At 45.8% G+C, this 19,045-nt stretch carries 16 protein-coding genes and 2 pseudogenes; 8 read left to right on the top strand and 10 right to left on the bottom strand.

Going from position 1 to position 19,045, the window contains the following annotated elements:
* Nucleotides 1–112 (top strand): annotated as a pseudogene (locus tag AB2J24_RS18430) (IS5/IS1182 family transposase); the annotation flags it as partial.
* A gap of 185 nt (nucleotides 113–297) precedes the next feature.
* Here the strand turns inward: AB2J24_RS18430 and AB2J24_RS18435 are convergent.
* Both AB2J24_RS18435 and AB2J24_RS18440 read right to left on the bottom strand, forming a co-directional pair.
* Nucleotides 298–1,101 carry an HAD-IIB family hydrolase gene (locus tag AB2J24_RS18435; protein WP_367386576.1) on the bottom strand — a complete coding sequence of 268 codons (804 nt, stop codon included), beginning with the start codon at nucleotides 1,099–1,101 and terminating at the stop codon, nucleotides 298–300.
* Between the two features lie 3 nt (nucleotides 1,102–1,104).
* Complete coding sequence (locus AB2J24_RS18440) at nucleotides 1,105–2,439, bottom strand: iron-containing alcohol dehydrogenase (RefSeq protein ID WP_367386577.1); 1,335 nt, start codon at nucleotides 2,437–2,439, stop codon at nucleotides 1,105–1,107.
* A 132-nt stretch (nucleotides 2,440–2,571) separates the two neighbouring features.
* On the opposite strand from AB2J24_RS18440, the gene AB2J24_RS18445 reads away from it, so the two are divergent.
* Together AB2J24_RS18445 and AB2J24_RS18450 are read left to right on the top strand one after the other, a co-directional pair.
* Complete coding sequence (locus tag AB2J24_RS18445) at nucleotides 2,572–3,534, top strand: sugar-binding transcriptional regulator (RefSeq protein WP_367386578.1); 963 nt, start codon at nucleotides 2,572–2,574, stop codon at nucleotides 3,532–3,534.
* Nucleotides 3,535–3,563: 29 nt separating this feature from the next.
* Nucleotides 3,564–5,057, top strand: a complete 1,494-nt coding sequence (locus tag AB2J24_RS18450; protein ID WP_367386579.1) for a xylulokinase — start codon at nucleotides 3,564–3,566, stop codon at nucleotides 5,055–5,057.
* A gap of 35 nt (nucleotides 5,058–5,092) precedes the next feature.
* Here the strand turns inward: AB2J24_RS18450 and AB2J24_RS18455 are convergent, their stop codons facing one another.
* Both AB2J24_RS18455 and AB2J24_RS18460 read right to left on the bottom strand, forming a co-directional pair.
* Entirely contained in the window at nucleotides 5,093–7,141 is a 2,049-nt protein-coding gene (locus AB2J24_RS18455) for a bifunctional aldolase/short-chain dehydrogenase (protein WP_367386580.1), read from the bottom strand.
* A 67-nt stretch (nucleotides 7,142–7,208) separates the two neighbouring features.
* Complete coding sequence (locus tag AB2J24_RS18460; RefSeq protein ID WP_367386581.1) at nucleotides 7,209–7,934, bottom strand: SDR family oxidoreductase; 726 nt, start codon at nucleotides 7,932–7,934, stop codon at nucleotides 7,209–7,211.
* Nucleotides 7,935–8,321: 387 nt separating this feature from the next.
* Between AB2J24_RS18460 and AB2J24_RS18465 the strand changes: the two genes are divergently transcribed.
* The 5 genes from AB2J24_RS18465 (at nucleotide 8,322) to AB2J24_RS18485 (ending at nucleotide 13,955) form a co-directional block, all read left to right on the top strand.
* The gene (locus tag AB2J24_RS18465; RefSeq protein WP_367386582.1) at nucleotides 8,322–9,230 is read left to right on the top strand and encodes a carbohydrate ABC transporter permease; all 909 of its coding nucleotides are present in this window, start codon (nucleotides 8,322–8,324) and stop codon (nucleotides 9,228–9,230) included.
* Entirely contained in the window at nucleotides 9,230–10,120 is an 891-nt protein-coding gene (locus AB2J24_RS18470) for a carbohydrate ABC transporter permease (protein ID WP_367386583.1), read from the top strand. The genes AB2J24_RS18465 and AB2J24_RS18470 overlap by 1 nt, the downstream gene beginning before the upstream one ends.
* Before the next feature lie 52 nt (nucleotides 10,121–10,172).
* Nucleotides 10,173–11,696, top strand: a complete 1,524-nt coding sequence (locus AB2J24_RS18475; RefSeq protein WP_367386584.1) for an ABC transporter substrate-binding protein — start codon at nucleotides 10,173–10,175, stop codon at nucleotides 11,694–11,696.
* Nucleotides 11,697–11,813: 117 nt separating this feature from the next.
* Nucleotides 11,814–12,881, top strand: a complete 1,068-nt coding sequence (locus AB2J24_RS18480; RefSeq protein WP_367386585.1) for an ABC transporter ATP-binding protein — start codon at nucleotides 11,814–11,816, stop codon at nucleotides 12,879–12,881.
* 30 nt (nucleotides 12,882–12,911) lie between these two features.
* Nucleotides 12,912–13,955 carry an NAD(P)-dependent alcohol dehydrogenase gene (locus tag AB2J24_RS18485; protein WP_367386586.1) on the top strand — a complete coding sequence of 348 codons (1,044 nt, stop codon included), beginning with the start codon at nucleotides 12,912–12,914 and terminating at the stop codon, nucleotides 13,953–13,955.
* A gap of 84 nt (nucleotides 13,956–14,039) precedes the next feature.
* Here the strand turns inward: AB2J24_RS18485 and AB2J24_RS18490 are convergent.
* The 6 genes and pseudogenes from AB2J24_RS18490 to AB2J24_RS18515 form a co-directional block, all read right to left on the bottom strand.
* Nucleotides 14,040–14,225, bottom strand: a pseudogene (locus AB2J24_RS18490) (DDE-type integrase/transposase/recombinase); the annotation flags it as partial.
* Nucleotides 14,226–14,274: 49 nt separating this feature from the next.
* A protein-coding gene (locus AB2J24_RS18495) for an IS6 family transposase (protein WP_367386632.1) occupies nucleotides 14,275–14,960 on the bottom strand; the annotation gives its coding sequence in 2 pieces (ribosomal slippage) (nucleotides 14,275–14,603 and nucleotides 14,603–14,960; 687 coding nt in all).
* A gap of 238 nt (nucleotides 14,961–15,198) precedes the next feature.
* The gene (locus AB2J24_RS18500) at nucleotides 15,199–16,173 is read right to left on the bottom strand and encodes an ABC transporter ATP-binding protein (protein WP_162654544.1); all 975 of its coding nucleotides are present in this window, start codon (nucleotides 16,171–16,173) and stop codon (nucleotides 15,199–15,201) included.
* Entirely contained in the window at nucleotides 16,170–17,156 is a 987-nt protein-coding gene (locus AB2J24_RS18505; protein ID WP_162654543.1) for an ABC transporter ATP-binding protein, read from the bottom strand. Before AB2J24_RS18505 ends, AB2J24_RS18500 begins: the two co-directional genes overlap by 4 nt.
* The gene (locus AB2J24_RS18510) at nucleotides 17,153–18,025 is read right to left on the bottom strand and encodes an ABC transporter permease (protein ID WP_367386587.1); all 873 of its coding nucleotides are present in this window, start codon (nucleotides 18,023–18,025) and stop codon (nucleotides 17,153–17,155) included. Before AB2J24_RS18510 ends, AB2J24_RS18505 begins: the two co-directional genes overlap by 4 nt.
* Nucleotides 18,022–18,999 carry an ABC transporter permease gene (locus tag AB2J24_RS18515; RefSeq protein ID WP_367386588.1) on the bottom strand — a complete coding sequence of 326 codons (978 nt, stop codon included), beginning with the start codon at nucleotides 18,997–18,999 and terminating at the stop codon, nucleotides 18,022–18,024. The genes AB2J24_RS18510 and AB2J24_RS18515 overlap by 4 nt, the downstream gene beginning before the upstream one ends.
* Nucleotides 19,000–19,045 lie beyond the last annotated feature (46 nt).

Consider the following 19,045-nt stretch of genomic DNA (forward strand, 5'->3'; position numbering starts at 1 on the left):
AATGTTTGGAAAGCTCAAAGATTGGAGACGCGTCGCTACACGCTATGACAGATGCCCAAACGTATTCGTCTCCGCAATCGCACTCGCCGCAACCGTCTTATTCTGGTTATGAGTCCTGAGCCTAGCATTCGTGATCGCCATATTACCAAAATACGAGCGCAGGGACAAATGGAATGGCAGAGGGCTTCGGGCTACAATCAGCGCAGCCGTGGCGAAACCTTGATGGGTCGCTGGAAGGCCGTGATCCGCCCTGCAATCGATCCGTGCAACACGGCCGACACGATCAAATCATCTATTTCATCTTTCAATACGAGCACTTAAAATCTTCTCAGCAATTTCCACAAAGCCTGCACCGCCCTTTTTACTGGCTACCCACTTAGGCGCTGCAGGTAGTGTATCTTTAAAATCAAGAACATTCGCTACACCACATGAATGGTTGAACATGTCAAACATCGGCGCATCATTTGGACTATCACCAACAAACGCGATACAATTATTATCCAGGTCTGCGTTTAAAGATAGAATATCACTTAGAAATGTTCGAGACATTGCTAATTTATCATATTCGCCAAACCAGCCATTAACATGAATAGAGGAAACCTTTGCAAAGGCCCCTTCATTCTCAAAAATAGCCTTTATCAACTCAATATCACTATCTGGCAACGGCGATACATCTTCACAAAAGTCAATTGCCAAATCGGCCACACGGAAAGCTTGATCAGCGGATATTGCAGCACCAGGAACTTCTTGTTTAATGCGAGCTTTAATACGATCAAAACGATTGGGATCACTCACATATTCTTCTAATGCAGGATGGTATTTGCGGATCATTGTTTTTGCACTTAGATCATAGGCGTAATAAAAGGCGCCGTTTTCACCAACTACACCATCAACGGGCCAGAAACGAGCAACCATATCGCACCAACCTGCCGGACGGCCTGTAACAGGCGCAACGCGAATACCGGTGTTCTTTAATTTTTCCAACGCAGCATAAGCATCTGCAGTCAGTCGGCCATCAGTTGTCAAGGTATCATCGATATCAGCTAAAACCACTTGAATTTTTGCAGCAGTGCTATCCGGCATATCAGCAATAGTTTTCATCTATTACACCTCCATGGCCGCTATTTCCTTCAACACGCCGGCTCCATCAGCAATATCAGCAAATGAAAAACGGTTTCTCATTTCGTGACCGTGACAAACAGCTTCCCTATATACTTTGGTTGGAAGCCCCATTTCTTCCGACGTACAAGAACCCTTTGCTGCACGTAATTTCTGCTCTAATTTTTCGACAGGTATCGAAATATCAAGGCATTGCTGGCGAAGTTCTGGCCAAATAGATTCAATCTTCATATTGAATTCATCTGCTTGCTGCGAGTTAAAAGCTTTCTTTGATATTTCTTCATGACATTGGGTGGCAACTTCTTTGCCCATTCGCATAATCATCCCATCCAGATCCAATTCTGTGGGACCAATTTTTGGCGCGGTTTCACTGGATAGGAAATGCGACTGAATTCGAGCCATAGTAAGTGTCGCTACACCTACCTGTTGGCCATGCAAACTACCTGGATGCGCATCCCTTGCAAAGCAATCAATATAATGAGAAATTTGATGTTCACCCATAGAACCGTGATTGGAAATACCAGTAAATGAGATTCCAAGGCCACATAATGTCAGAACTCTGAAAAGGTAGCCGACAGCCTCTATATCTCCAGATGCTATACCTTCTGCTCGCTCCATCAGTTCAATTTCATCAGGTATCTCTAAGATATAAGGATCATGATAATAAACAGATCCAAGCAACCTATGGGACATCCACCAATCAATTTGAGCAACTGAGCGGCATAGGCAATCACCAAAACCTGCTGCATTAAGATAGCTTGGCGCACTGGCACAAACCTCTAAATCAACAAAAAAACCAGCCGGAACTTGAGCGGGAAGAGACACCTTTAAACCGCTATCTAAAGTTATCGATGCGGTCGATGATGTATAACCGTTCATCGAGCCTGCCGTGCCGAAAACCATATAGCGGCGACCATCTTGAAATGTGGCATATTTGGTAAGGTCGTTCACCGTTCCTGAGCCAACCGCGACAACAGATGAAAATCCTTCTATTTTTTTCGAAAGCTCGCGAACGTTTGCCATATCAGCATGTGGATGATCCAAAATAACCTCAGTTACAGGTCCAACATTTGCAAGCGCTTTTGCTACACGCTCTCCCATGGCTTTGTGTGTATTTTGATCAGATATAACAACGAAAGGAGGCTTAAAACCTAAATCTGTAACAAGCGCTGCTTCCTCGCCTCTCAAACTTTCTTTGATAACGATACTATCATAAGGAGCTGCCGGGAAAACTTTACCATTAAGCGGACTAATCCAACGTCCCTCACAAATTTCATCAATCAGGCGTGTCCAGCTTCTTTCGTCTTTATTACTTCTCATCAAGAACATCTCCATGCAACTTAACATATGCAATTTCTAATTAGCATTTGTCAAGAATAGATTCTGTAGTGTAATATAACTTGAAACATTGTAGAGTTGATCTGTTTTGCGGTTTCTAGAAAGGGTATATTGATGGTAAAGCGCGTACCAACTGCTTTTGCTGGCGATGTTCAATTGTGGACGACCTGGCTCTATCATGTCGAAAACCGAACTCAAAGCGATATAGCTGACGAGCTGGAGGTTAGCCGCCAAACGGTGGCAAATTATTTAGGGGAAGCCCTGGAACGAGGACTTGTGCAAGTGCAGGTCAATAAGGATATTTTAACACGACATTCAAGGGCTTTAGCATTACAAAATAAGTTTGGATTGCAGGCAGTTCACATTATTCCTACACCCAAGTCTGAGTATCAACTTCTTGAACGTTTAGGACGTGCAGGCGGCCAGGTTATTCATGGTTTAACAAGTAATGGTGATACAATTGGTGTCGCGTTTGGGCGAACGGTTTTAGGAATAGGCACCAACATGCCTGAATCTGACCAGCCGAAAACAAGAGTGGTCCAGGTGGCAGGTTGTTCAATCGGCGGATCGAAAACATCGCCAGAAATATGCGCATCCCTGATTGCCAGTAAATTATCTGCTCAATGTTTGAATTTATTTGCACCCGCTTATGTTTCCACAAAGGAATTGGCGACTTCTCTTTTGGCAGAACCATCTTTGTTGAGACATTTCAAACGTTTTGACGATGTGAATCTACTTGTTTTTGGCATTGGGGAACTTAACCCCGACACGATTTTTTACACCAATGAAGAATATTTTATGAATGATGAAATGCGCGATACCTACAGATCTCTCGGCGCAGTGAGCGTCATTTTTGGACGCCTTATAGACAAGGATGGTAACGAAATTGACGGACCTTTGAGGCAAAAAACTTTGGCAATCGAATTAGCAGCAGCAAAAGCTGCACCAATAAGATTAGCTGTAGCTGGAGGCTCAGCTAAAATACAAGCTGTTGCGGCGACAATTCGGGCCGGATTTGCAACGCATTTCATTACTGATGACAAGACAGCAAAACGTTTGTTGAAGGACGATATTTGAGCGACAAATAAGTGGTGGAGCAGTAAAAAATGGTAGATCGTTTAATCATTGGACTAGATAGTTCAACACAGTCAACCAAAGCGATAGCTTGGTCAGACACAGGAGAATTAGTCGCCGAAGGTCGTGCCGACATTCCAATGAATACACCGCGGAAAAACCATTTTGAACAAACCCCCGAAGAGTGGTGGAAAGCAACATGCATTGCACTTAAAGCACTTACAGATCAAATTGACTCATCGTTAATTGACGGAATTGCTATCTCCAACCAAAGAGAAACTATTGGTTTTTTCGATAAAAACCTAGAACCTTTACACCCAGCTATTGTTTGGCTTGACTCCCGTTCGATCAGTGAGGTGGAAGAACTCACTGAAAAAATAGGCACTGATCAGCTGCACAAAATTAGCGGCAAACCAAAAGATATCATTCCCAGCCATTCACGCATTCTTTGGTTTGTTAAAAACCATCCGGCGAAGATACAAAACCTATATAAAGTCCTTAATGTGAGTTCATATTTAGGCATGAAGCTTACTGGCGAATGCTTCGTAAGCTGGCCAAGCGCCGACCCATCGGGGGTATTTGACATTAAACAAATGGATTGGTCGTCAGAAATTTTGGATGTCATAGGATTGGACAAATCTCGGTTTGCGGAACCGGTTGCACCTGCATCCCCTATTGGGGAAATTAATGAAGAAGCTGCACTGCAAACTGGCCTTAAGGCGGGAACCAAATTATATGCCGGAGCCGGCGATGGTCAATGCGCCGGACTTGGAGTAAATGCGGCACGAAAAGGTAGAGTTTACTTAAATTTAGGAACCGCGGTCGTAACCGGAGTTTGGTCACAAACACCCAATATATCAAACAGCTGGAGAACGATGACCTCTCCAACAAGTGACGGTTATTTTTTAGAAGGAGTGATGCGTGCAGGAACATATTTCATGGATTGGTTCGTCGAAAACTATATCGATTGCAATGCAGATAATTCGACCTACAGTAAATTACAGGCAGATGGGGAAACTCTTCCAGTAGGCACGGATGGACTTCTAGTTTGCCCATATCTTTCCGGCTGCATGAACCCCTTCTGGAACATGAAAGCTAAAGCAGCTTTTTATGGCATCTCACCATTTCATGATTCTACACACCTTTATCGAGGCGCTATGGAAGGTTTAACTGGAGACATTGCCAGAACCATACATGATATGCGTCATCAGGGCTTACCCGCAGATGAAATCGTAGCGGTTGGCGGTGGTGCGAATTCTGCTCTTTGGCGAAAAATGATAGTAGATGCAACAGGCATTCCCTTAACCATCAGCAAGTCGCTTGAAGCATCAGCGCTTGGCGCGGGAATGATTGCTGCCGTTGGCGCGAACTGGTTTGACAATTTCGACACAGCGGCACAAACTATGAGCACCAACGGTGAGACGTACCACCCAGATCAAGCTGACCATGAATTGTGGCAACCTCTGTTAGAACGACAACTAATATTTAATACATTCTGCTGCTCAAATGAGTCAGAATTAACGTAGACTCTAACAGAGCTAGAAATGTGATATTAGCATCACTAACGAACCATTGCAGCAACATTCCCGCCATCAACTGTCAGCACCGCCCCAGTTGTTTTTGTAGCCTTTATTAAATGCAGAAAAGCATCAGCAACATCTGTTGCAGTGACTTCACGCTTTATAAGATTACCCCGCATATATTCCTCAGGTGTAATCCCGCGCGCTTTGGACCGTTCTACGATGAACTCATCGGTTAAAAGATTAGTTCTTATGCGATCTGCATTCACCGCATTTGATGTTATGCCTGATGCTCCGTGTTCAATTGCATACTGACGCATAAGTGCCATAAGAGCTGATTTTGATGTACCATAAGGCCCAAAATCAGGACCCGGATTCATAACCTGCTTGGTGACATTAAATACGATGGCACCACCGGAACCTTGCTCTTCCATGACCTGTGTGCAAGCTTTTGCCATATAGTGATGCCCCCAAAAATTGAGCGCAAACGCTTTGTCAAACTGTTCCTGATCAACATCAACAAGACGTCCTTGAAATGCCGCTCCGGCATTCGAGACCAGAATATCAACACCACCAAATTTACTAATGACCTGCGACACGGCATCCTGTACAGATTTTTCGTTAGTAACATCGCAAGTAACAGGGAATGCCCCGATTTCAGCTGCTACACTTGCCAAAGTTTTTTCATTGATATCAAACAACGCAACTGCCGCACCATCGGCAATAAGAGTTTTTGCAATCTGAAGCCCAAGCCCGCCTGCCGCACCTGTAACAATGGCGACTTGCCGAGATAATGGCTGCTCAACCGTTTTAGCAAGCTTAGCCTGCTCTAAAGACCAATATTCAATATCGAACAAATCCTCCTCGGGAAGCGCTACGAATTGACCAATACCCTCCGCCTTTGTGATGACATTGACAGTTGCCTCTGCAATGTCCGCACAGATGGCAGCTTCCTTTGCGGTCCTGCCGACGCCAAACAGACCAATTCCTGGCACATATATTACACGCGGAACCGGATCTAGCATTTTTAATCCACCATTGTGGCGAGAGTTGTTACGATGGAAATAGGCCTCATATTCTACGGCAAATTTTTTAACAGCCTTTTTTACACCTTCTGCAAATGAGTCCATGTCATCCGCCGCTGGACAAGGCATCACCGCCCCAAAGCGCTTTATTCGAATAGAATGATCCGGCGCAGCATTGCCGCGAACCGCATAATCTGAAACATTCTGACCATTAACAAATTCGATCACCTGATCAGAGGATCGATGATCCAATATCCATCGATTAGGCCTCCCTTCAATTTGAGTATCCAAAGCTAATGCGCCGCGAATGACAGGAGCCACCTTATCTAAACTTGCCAAATTTGAAGGCAACTCAATACCTGAAAATACCTTGACTCGCCCTCTTTCAAGTCGCTTTTCCGCCATATCAACCATATTGATCATATCGTCATAAGCCTGACGAGGATCATCATGATATGTGAAGATACCATGGTTCATCAAAATCATATGTTTGGAATTCACTTCTTTCAAAAGAGCCTGGCGGCAAACTTTTGATAAAACAAATCCCGGCATAACATAAGGAATAATCGTAGTATCTGGAAACAAATCTCGAATAATTTCTCTGCCGTTCGGTTGATTAGAGAGCGAAATAATCGCGTCCGCATGAGTGTGATCTACATGTTTGTGGGGAACAATAGCATGTAGCACCGCTTCAATGGATGGGTTGGGAGCATACGGGTCGATTAACATACGACGCTGCGAAGCAACTAACTCTTCGTCCGACAAGCTTTCCATATCTGCAAGTTCTGCCAATGGCTGCAGTTGAACTGCTGGCAAACCAGCAGGCTCAATAACTCCCATATCCCAACCTGAACCCTTTACACATAAAACCTCATATTCTTTACCCAAAGGGTCAATCATTATTGTCTTAACAGATGTATTCCCCCCTCCATGCAATACAAGTCTGGGCTCTTGACCTAATATTCGCGTCGTATAGATACGAATAGCAATATCGGAATTTATCCCTTCTCTTGCATAATGTTCGATGCATTCTTTAGCATCAGCTTCTGACCAACGTGACTTCATGATATTTTCTCTTGTAAATAGATGTTCTATGAGGGCTGATTATGCAGATATTATTCGGTTGCACTCATCAAAATTTCTGTCTCGTCGGGGTTATGCAAATTTCCTGAACAATAGCCTCTTGCGGATAATTATATGCGTTCAAAATAAGATCAGCGACGATATCCGCGCTGATGCCTCCACCCATCTTGGCTTTATTTTCTTTGTATGCGGCAAGCGTACCCTCATCACGCACGCCCGATAGAACTTCAGTCTCAATAACGCCGGGAGACAGAACAATAACGCGCACATTATAATCTGATAGATAATCCCTTAGAGATTCCGAGACTGCGTGGACAAAATATTTTGTACCACAGTAAACTGTATGATCGGGATAGATCTTCCGTCCGGCTATAGAACTCATCATAAAGAACGTCCCACGTTTACGCTCCATCATACCCTTCATAACTGCATGAACGGTATTCATGACACCTTTGGTATTAATATCAATCATCTCGTCCCATTCTTCGGGGGGCTGTCGGCCAATATCCGCAAGACGCGCAACACCGGCATTAACGAACATCATATCCACAGGCCCATACGCTTCTTCTCCGGCGCGAACTGCCTCCACAATCTGCTCACGACTGCGAACATCCACACTTGCAACAACAGAATTTGGAAGATTCATCTCTTTCATCCGTTCCGTTCGCCTTGCCATCATAAGCACCGGATGCCCGGCCTTTGAAAATGCTTCAGCAGTTGCGGCGCCGATACCAGAACTTGCACCAGTGATTCCAATAAGTGGTTTATCTGTCATTAAAATATTCTCCTGCCCGATACCAAAGTTTAGCGCGTCGATATTTATCGATGTAATGGCATTTCATCTTTACTTTCATAGGTTGAATTTACAAAACATAACATACAAATTCAATATCTAAATAGCATTTGTAAATTATAGATAATCAAAAAAACTTTATACTATCTGTCAAAAAATCTCAGAAAAATTTCAATTATTTGGATATTAGTCAATAAAAACAATTATTTATTTTTTCTTCCATTTAGAAAAGCGCCATTCTTATGTCGTATTGATTAAACTTTACATTCCTGTTAGTTTTTCACTGAGGTAATTTTTAGGGAACGCAGTTTTGCAAAGAACACACATTCTTAATCGATTTTCAGCACCACCGCAGGAGGACCGATAAGAGTGTCCTACTCAGGCAGTAAAACAAAATTTTTCTCGTTACCCAGATGGCTAACGTCAGAACATCCATTTCCATGGCTGTTTCCTGCAACATCCGTCCTGCTTGTTTTTGGATTGTACCCGGTGCTTTATTCACTCTGGCTTTCTTTCTTTAAAAGAAACCCGGCTACACGAGTTGAAAAATTTCAACCATCGTGGAATTGGACTAAAGCATTCACAGACGACCGTGTTATCGATGCAATTTGGCTTACCCTAACCTACACAGGCATCGCAATTATCATTCAGCTTATTCTTGGGATGGTGATTGCATTGCTTCTCGATTCAGATCGCAAAGGCTTCGGCATTTTACGTGCTCTGATGACACTCCCCTTGGTGGTCCCACCAGCTGTAACCGGAATGATGTTCTTGTTAATGTATGATGGCTCTTTTGGTGTGATTAGCCATATGCTCTACGGATTGGGTCTTCTATCTCCTTCTTCTCCCATACTTGCAAATGGTACCACTGCACTTTGGGGCGTTATTATAACCGATGTCTGGCAATGGACCCCATTTATGGTACTCATAATGCTTGCAGGTCTCCGCGCACTCCCGAAAGATCCCTTTGAAGCGGCAGCCATTGACGGAGCCACAGACATTCAGGCATTTTTCAAGCTTACATTACCAATGATGTCTAAAATCATCGCGCTTGCCGTACTCATTCGCGGCGTCGATCTCTTCCGGGTCTATGACTATATCAAAGTGATGACGGATAGTGGCCCTGGCACCGCCACTGAGACGCTAACAGCTTATGCTGGCACAATATATTTTAAGAGTGCAAATTTTCCATACGCGTCGACCATTGCAATCATAACGCTGCTATTGGTGGTCATTGTCGCGAATATCTTCATCAAAATATTTAGGGTGAAATTCTGATGGAATCCTCTCGCTTTAGCATAACAGCAAGATACATAATTTCGATTTTTGTTGTTTTGATATTTGTTTTTCCGATTGCTTGGTTTGGTTTGACATCGATTAAACCGATTTCCGCTGTTTTCGATAAGGATGGCGTGATCGTATTTGATTTCGTACCGACATTTGAAAACTATGAGGTTACACTATTTGGCGGTCAGGCAATTGATGTGGAAACCAACACTCGCTCGGATTTCGGCACAAGCGGAGGTGGCTCCTATGACGGACGTTCTTCCATAGTCACATCAATCATCGTTGCCGTAAGTTCGACTGCATTATCAGTAACTTTGGCATTGTTTGCCGCCTATGGATTGTCACGATTGAGCTTTTGGGGCTCCCAAGGTTTTTTAAATTGGGTGCTTTCGCAAAGGTTCTTGCCACCAATTGCTATTATCGTTCCCCTCGTTTTCATATTTCACGATTTAGGCCTTCGCGATACGCATCTAGGCCTCATTATAGCTCACACTTTGATAAATGTTCCCATTGCAGTACTACTGCTCAAATCCTTTATGGACGATATTCCTAAAGATATCGACCAAGCAGCGATGATTGATGGAGCCACACGATTGCAGTGCTTCTACAAGGTTATCCTGCCTATGGCGAAGGGCGGAGTGGCGGCAACAGCAGTGCTTTGTTTTATCTTCTCATGGACCGAGTTCGTTCTGTCATTATTTTTAACGAATTCAATCCGTACGATACCAGTAAAAATCACAACTTTTGTAACATCGACTGGATCAGAGTGGGGCTATATTTCCGCTCTGGGAACGTCGGCGATTATACCCAGTTTTATATTCATTTTACTTGTTCAAAATCACCTAGTCCGTGGACTAACGATGGGAGCAATTAAAGATTAAGCGCATCAGAAACATGCGTGTTTACCGCAGGCTCTAACTTTGGAGGAATATCATGAGCTTTAAGAACTTTGATAAGCAAAACTACCTAATCGACACTGCGAACGCATTTACAAAGGGGACAATGTCTAAACGTGACTTTCTCCGTAAAATGGGCATAGCCGGTGTCGGATTGTCTGCATTCTCTGCAGGGTTGTTAGGAGGAACTCGACCCTTCCGTGGAAACATGGCCTACGCAGCGGAAAATAATACACCTAAGGAAGTTGCTGACTTCCTACGTGAAGCTGGGAAGCCATTTGCCGGTACGACTATTCGGTACACATCAGAAGCAACACCACCAACAGTGGTTCTTGATCAATTAAAAAGTGAATTTACTGAACTTACAGGCATCAATGTGGAAATTGAAATTGTGCCTCTTGAGCAGGTTCTTGCAAAAGCGACACAGGATGTACAGGGTCAGCTCGGAACTTATGATATCTATTATCTGGATCAAGCTTGGACGGCAACATTTGCCCAGGATACAATTGACCCACGCGAACATTATAAAGATAAACCTGATCTAGCAATGCCAGGCTTTGATTTTGACGATTTCTCAACTCCGCTTGTTGACGGAATTTGTATGTACGAAGGCAAGATGATTGGCCTACCATTTGATATCCCGATCTTCACGCTGATGTACCGTAAAGATATTCTCGAAAAGCATGGTCTTGAGATTCCTCGAACATACGAGGATTTTACTAAATCTGTTGAAATGATCACCGCAGCAGAGAAGGAAAATGGTATTTTCGGTACTGGCCTTCAGGCTAAATCCGGTCATTATTCACTCGAGTGTGATTGGTCACAAGCGGTATGGGGACATGGTGGATCTATCTTTGGTGCGGACAAGAAATTCTCCGGCAATGATGAGGCCGCAATTGAAGGTTTGAACTGGTATATGAATCTTCTCGATAATGCACCAGCCAACTCTGTCGCATCAACATGGGATGGTCAGTGGCAAATGGGTGCATCCGGCCAAGTTGCACTTGTCCAATCCTGGGCTGAGTTCTTCCCTGGCTGGAATGCGGATGATTCCAAAGTTAAAGGCCTTTGGGAAATGGCTAAACCACTCGAAGGACCAGCTACCCTGCGTGGCACAGATGCTGCCGGATTTGGTGAAATTCCAAACTGGGGACACCAAGGCGGTTCAAGTATTGCTCTATCTCGCTATTCAAAGAATGCAGATGCGGCTTGGCTTTTCTTACAGTGGGCATGTTCTAAAGACATCATGACACGTTGTACTTTGGCAGGTGGTTTTGCGCCAATGCGTAATTCTTCATATACAGATCCACGCATTGTGGAACGCAAAGGTCTTGAAGGCGCTGGCACAACACGCCATCTGGATACTGTTAAGTGGACAATTGATAATGCAATGGCTTCTGAGCCTGATGTTGCTATTTGGGCAGGGGTTGCCAACAACGAGATCCCGACTGAACTTGGTAAGCTGTTGACAGGTCAAGATTATAATGGTGATGCCAAAGCCTGCATGGATAAAATTGCTTCACTTGTTGATCAACAAGTTGAAGAAGCAGACCTTCTGTAAGTCAAATATCGTTCCACCTCAGCTTAATTTGGTTGAGGTGGAATTCGTAACAGAAAATACAAAATAAACTTCATTCTTAAACAATGCGTCCAAAGCGCTAGGTGCTAGTAGAAAATTATGGCTGTTGTAAAAATAGAAAATCTAAAGAAATCTTACGGCATTCTTGAAGTGCTGCATGGCATTGATTTAAACGTAAAAGACGGAGAATTCGTTGTTCTCCTAGGACCGTCGGGATGCGGAAAATCCACGTTGCTAAGGATGATTGCCGGTCTTGAAAGTATCACATCAGGTGATATTTCAATCGGCGATCAATTGGTCAATAAAATGCATCCGAAAGATCGAAACATCGCGATGGTTTTCCAAAACTACGCACTTTATGCTCATATGAGCGTGAAAGAAAACATGGCGTTTTCAATGCGCTTGAAAAAAACACCTAACGCAGAGGTTGATAAACGAGTTGCATGGGCGGCTTCTATACTGGGTCTAGAACCATACCTTGAGCGCCAACCTAAAGAACTTTCTGGAGGGCAACGGCAACGGGTAGCAATGGGCCGAGCTATCGTACGAAACCCTGACGTATTCCTCTTTGATGAACCTTTATCAAATCTCGATGCCAAACTTCGTGTACAAATGCGTACGGAAATCAAAGAACTGCATAAAAGACTAAAAACCACGACAGTTTACGTAACCCATGACCAGATTGAAGCGATGACAATGGCCGACCAAGTCGTCATTATGCGCGATGGTCATATAGAACAAATGGGTACGCCCCTCGATATCTATGACAATCCAGCTAACTTGTTCGTCGCACAATTTATCGGTTCACCCGGAATGAACATCCTAAAAGGTGTTGTCTGCGAGAAAGATGGCAACCTTTTCGTGGCTGTCGACGATTCACTTCTCCCTCTACCTGAAAAATCCAACGTCACGATAGGACAACAAGTCTTATATGGTGTTCGTCCTGAACATCTTTTACCAACGAAGGATGGTGACGGGTTTTCCGCAACTATAAATGTTGTGGAGCCAACCGGGCCGGAAATCCATTTATATTCGTCTCTTTCAAATCAAGATATTTGCGCTATTTCGCGCGAACGACTGGATTGGAAAGCTGATGAAAAAATTGCTCTACAACCTCAGCTTGATCATGTTCATGTGTTTGATGCACAAACAGAAGAAACAGTATAAATTATAAATTGAACCTGGAGAGTTTCGAAAATGCCAATAGCTCTTGTGCTTGAGAAGATGAACGAACTTAAGCTTAGAAATATAGAGCTGAACGATATAATTGGTGCAGATGATGTTCGGATTGAAATCGATACGGTCGGTGTTTGTGGCAGTGATGTCCATTATTACACGCATGGTAAGATTGGACCTTTTATAGTTGAAAAACCGATGGTTCTTGGACATGAAGCCGCCGGTATCGTTACGGAAATTGGCGATAACGTCAAAGACCTAAAGGTTGGCGATCGTGTATGTATGGAGCCAGGAATTCCAGACCCCAGATCACGCGCATCCAAATTGGGTATTTACAATGTAGATCCCGCGGTTACGTTTTGGGCAACTCCTCCTGTTCATGGATGTTTGACACCTAGTGTAATTCACCCGGCGGCTTTTACCTATAAATTACCAGATAATGTCTCTATGGCCGAAGGCGCCATGGTTGAACCGTTCGCCATAGGTATGCAGTCCGCAGCCAAAGCTAATATTAAAGGTGGGGATATTGCACTTGTAATTGGGGCGGGCCCAATTGGAATGATGACGGCGCTTGCAGCACTTGCGGGAGGCTGCGCGGAAGTTTTTATTTCTGATGTCGTGGACGATAAACTAAAAATTGCAGGTCAATATGACGGCATAACGCCAATAAACGCAAGAACACAAAATGTTGTCGGTGAAATTGCAAAGCATACGAATGGTTGGGGCGTAGATGTCGTATTTGAATGCTCCGGCGCTGCCGCTGCATATCCAACGGCTCTCTCAGCTATTTGCCCAGGCGGATGTCTGGTATTCGTTGGAATGCCTGTTGATCCGGTACCTTTTGATATCGTATCGGCACAAGCTAAAGAAATTCATATTGAAACCGTATTTCGGTACGCAAATATATATGATCGGGCCATCAATTTGATTGCATCAGGTAAAGTCGATCTTAAACCTCTAATTTCTAAAACTTTTGATTTTAACGACAGTATCGAAGCTTTCGATCGGGCCGTTGAAGCCCGCCCAACTGATGTTAAAATCCAGATCAAAGTTAAAAACCAATAATATTGCTTTGACCTAGCTTAATACTTCTAACGGTTCTGTCGCAAATTTAATTGCAGCATAAAAGTATCTTATTCTTAGACACAATTATCCTGCAAGCGCAGCAAATTGTTGAAAGGCAGATTGATTGGTTTTGCCAAATTGAAGTTTGCGGATCATATGTGCAACTTCAATTCCTTGAAGCGTTGCAGAAGCAGAATTAAACGATTTAAAGCCCATCATCGGACGAGTGAGTCTTTTAGTGAAGCGATGATTTTGCTCCATAATGTCGTTCTGTCGCAATTTTTACAAATGGTTATTAAGGGGATATCGCTGGAAACGATTATGCAGCGAGTGATGCGGATTGACCATTGGTTCCAAATTGGCGCTTTTGGATCATATGAGCGACCTCGATACCATCCAATGTTGCTGATGCGGACTGAAAGGATTTGAAGCCTTTCATGGGGCAGTTTAGTTTCTTGATGAAGCGATGATCCTGCTCAATCATGTTATTGAGATATTTGACTTGCAAGACATCAATTAGCCAGAACCATCCATGCAACAGCAATAAAAGATTCATGTTTTGTAATCCTGCAAAATTAGCACCACTCTTGTCGATCACAACCTTTTCAGGCCAACCGTTGTTCTTGATCGTACGTTTGAAAAGTTGGTGGCTGCGGCTTCATCGCGGCGCTCAGAGAGCTTGAAATCTAGGGTTTTCCCGTGTTTATCAACTGCACGATAGAAATACATCCACTTACCTTTAACTTTGATATAAGTCTCGTCCATCCGCCAAGAACTGTTGGTTGCGGACTTCCGGCGATGTGCTTCACGTGCAATCAACGGGGAATACTTTACCACCCATCTGTTCAACGTTGCGTGGTCAACCACGACACCACGTTCAGCCATAATCTCTTCCAGATCACGATAGGAGACTGCATATCTGGCATAGAAAAACACCGCGTATAGAATTACATCTTTAGGATAATGACTTCCTTTAAAGTCAATCTTTGGAACCTCAACCTGCATGTTCATTTAGCTGAGGACTTAATACATAATCAAAATGAACCGTGCGTAAATTTTGCGACAGAACCCATTTTAATATACGAACCAACAAAATTTTACAAAAAGTAAAATGTGAGGTTCCTGCTATCTAGGGATATTTGTTTAAGTGTATTTCAGGCACTGTAAAGTTAACCAAGTATCGATCAAAATGTGGGATCTTTCTGGATGTTGAGTATGTTGTCAGAATCGCAAACGACCTGGATCAATTCGGCAGGTAACAGGCTGACAGATGCGCTCCAGCGTGATTTTCCAAGCGGGGCTGTTCGACCCGGCATGTGTCCATCACTTTTGGGCAGCGCGAGGCAAAGTTGCAGCCCTTGGGCAGATTGAGCGGGTCCGGCGCCTCGCCGGTGATGCTGGAAAGCACCTCGCGCTCACCCTTTAGCTTGGCGACTGACGGCACCGCCTCAAGTAGCGCCTGCGTATAAGGATGAGAGGGGTTCGAAAACACCTCCATGCGGCTTCCGCTTTCGACAATACGCCCCATGTACATGACGACAATGTCGTCGCACATATGCTGGACCACTCCGAGGTCATGGCTGATGAATAAATAAGTCAGACCGAGGTCCCGCTGCAATCGGCGCAAAAGATTCAGAATCTGCGCCTGCACTGCGACATCCAACGCTGACACCGCCTCGTCACAGATGATAACATCCGGATTGGTTGCAAGCGCCCGGGCGATACCGATACGCTGCCGCTGACCACCCGAGAACTGGTGCGGGAACAGGTGCTTTTGTTCTGGCCGCAATCCTACCTGCTCAAACAATTCATCAACGCGGGCGGCGTGTTGGTGTTTTGGCAGGGTGCCAAGGCTCTCCATCGGCTCACGCACAATATCTTCCGCGCGCAGGCGTGGATTCAGGGATGAAAACGGATCCTGAAAAATCACTTGGATCTTGGCGCGCGCCCGGCGCAACGCCTCGCCCTCAAGAGCCATGAAATCCTCGCCAGCGAGCGTAATTGAGCCGGACTTAGGTTTGACCAGTCGGGCAACTGTCAGGGCGGCAGTGGTCTTGCCCGAACCGCTTTCGCCGACGATCGCCAGGGTCTTGCCGCGTTTGATATCAAAGCTCATCTTATCGACAGCAGTCAGTGTGGCCTTACGACCGAACCGACGCTTGATCTGGAATTGAACTATCAGGTCCTTGACGGATAGGATCGGAGCATCTGTCTTCATGTTTCTACCTTCCAGCATGCCGAGCTGTGCAGATCTTCGCACAGGGTTTCGGGTGGACGTTTCGATCTGCAAAGCTCGTCGGATTGGGCACATCGACTGGCAAAGAGGCAAGAGTCCGAACCGAACTCAGTCAGTGCGGGCACGATGCCGGGAACTTCGGTCAGTTCAGGCCGATCCGCTGAAATCGGTTCAACCAAATGCGGGACGCAGGAAATCAGTCCCTGTGTATAGGGGTGACGTGGATTGGAGATCACGGTTTTCACTCTGCCCTCCTCAACCTTGCGTCCCGCATACATAACGACCATCCGGTCGGCCATATCGGCCACCGCACCCATGTCGTGTGTGATCATGATCGTTGCTGTATTCATCTCTCGTGACAACTCGCGCAACAGGTCGAAGATCTGCGCCTGCACTGTGACGTCGAGCGCGGTGGTCGGCTCGTCGGCGATCAGGATTTTTGGCTCACAGGCAAGGGCAATGGCAATCATAACCCGTTGCCGTTGGCCGCCCGACATCTGATGCGGATAGTCGCGCGCTCGCGCCTTGGCGTTTGGGATACGCACTGCATCCAATAGCTCTACGGCGCGCGCCCAAGCTTCGGATTTTCCCATGTTTTTATGACAAAGCAACACCTCCGCGATCTGATCACCTACCGTATAGACTGGGTTTAGCGAAGTCATAGGCTCCTGAAATATCATGCTGATTTCGTTGCCACGGATATCGCGCAACCGGCTTTCGCTCATCTGCGCCATATCTTGGCCATGAAAAAGGATCCGGCCAGCCGCGATGCGAGAGATCTTTGCTGGCAATAGGCCCATGATCGCCAGCGCCGTCATTGATTTTCCGCAACCGCTTTCGCCTACAAAGCTGAGGGTTTCCCCCTCAGACAGTTCAATAGACAGGTCGTCAATAACCGGGGTGCCTTTGTCGCGTATGCCTAACTCGATACGCAGATTTTCAACCTTGAGAAGTGGTACACTCATCGCTGCCTCAATTTCGGGTTCAATGCGTCGTTCAGCCCATCACCGACAAGGCTGATCGCAAGCACAGTAATAAAGATTGCAACGCCAGGTACGGTGACCGCAAAGCTGGCATCAAGGATGTATTGCCGGTTCGAACCGATGATTTGCCCCCAACTTGCGACATTGGGGTCGGTCAGTCCCAGAAAGGACAGACCTGCTTCGAACAGGATGGCAGAGCCCACCATGAGGGCCGATTGCACAATAATGGGTGGCAACGCGTTGGGCAGTATCACCCGAAAGATCAATCGGCCGTTTCTGACTCCACCTGCATGGGCTGCCTTGACGTATTCCAGCTCGCGGATGCGAAGGAACTCGCCGCGTGTGATCCGGGCCACAGCCGGCCAGCTCACCAGTCCAATGGCAAGCGTGATCATTGGCAACGTTGCTCCAAAGAGCGCCACAATCACCATCGAGAACAACAACGTGGGCAAAACCTGGAAGAATTCAGTGATCCGCATCAGCACTTCTTCGGCCCAGCCGCGATAGAACCCCGCTAATGCACCAACTGTGATCCCGATGATTATGGTGACTAAGGCGGCAGACAGTCCGATGGTCAGCGAAACTTTGGCGCCGTGGATCAACAGCGACATCAGGTCTCGACCCAGATAGTCGGTTCCCAACAGGTAACCTTCCTCACCTGGGCGGGTAAAAGGGGTCCAGACCATTTCGAACGGGTCACCTGGATAGATAAGCGGACCCACAAGCGCGACCAGGCAAATTACAAACAGGACGACCAATCCGACCACTGCTGCATGATTGCGCAGGAACATCTCACTTGCTTCGGAATACGGCGAACGTGCTTTGACGACGGGATTATCTTGAATATTCATGTCTTACCCCTAACCCGCGGATCAATCATGCGTAACACAAGATCCGTAGTAATATTTCCGATGATGACGACCAATGCCGAGAAGAAGAGAATTCCAAGGATAGTCGGTGTATCGCGTGCCAATATCGAACTCAGCGCCAGTTGACCCAGGCCGGGCCAGGAGAATACCGATTCGACCAGAACCGCTCCCGAAATCACTCCCGAAAACTGTAGACCAGCCAACGTGACCACTGGTGGCAACGCGTTTTTCAAGGCATGCTTCATGACCACCTGACGCTCTGACAGCCCTTTGGCCCGCGCTGTGCGCACATAATCCGAGCCGAGCACCTCAAGCATCGAAGCCCGGCACAGGCGTGAGTAAAGCGCGATAAAGATTGATCCAAGAGCCAGCATCGGGAGCACCAGATGATGGAGCACATCCAACGTATGGATCAGGAAGTTGCCGCTCACCGTGACGTCCTGCATCCCAGCAACTGGAAACAACGGGATTTTTAACGAGAAGGCGATTAGCAGCAAAATACCAGTCCAGAACACGGGCGCTGCATATCCAAACAGCGAAATCAGCGTTACAAAATGGCTGAGGATACCGTTGGGGTTACGTGCGGACAACACACCGACAACCACACCGACAACCAGTGAAAACGTCTGGGCGCAGAGAACCAGAAGTAGTGTCGCCGGCAAACGTTCCACGATCAGATCAATCACTGGACGATTGTAGAAATAGGAATGTCCAAGATCAAAGCTGAGCACCCGGCCTATATAGCTGGAGAGTTGAACAATAAACGGTTGGTCCAGCCCGTATTCGCTTCGGATCTGGGTCATAAGTTCTGCGTTGGCCCCGCCCATCGACGAGGCAATCGTATCCGCAACATCTCCCGGTGCGAGGTAGATCATTGAGAAATTCAGCACGAGAACTGCAAGCAATAGAATTGTCGCATAGGCTAAGCGTTCTAGGATTGTTATCAGGATTTGCATGATACCGTTCGAACCTCTGAGTTGGAACTGCCGCCGACAACTAGGC

The organism is Lentilitoribacter sp. EG35 (assembly GCF_040784015.1).
In the GTDB taxonomy this organism is placed as follows: Bacteria; Pseudomonadota; Alphaproteobacteria; order Rhizobiales; family Rhizobiaceae; genus Lentilitoribacter.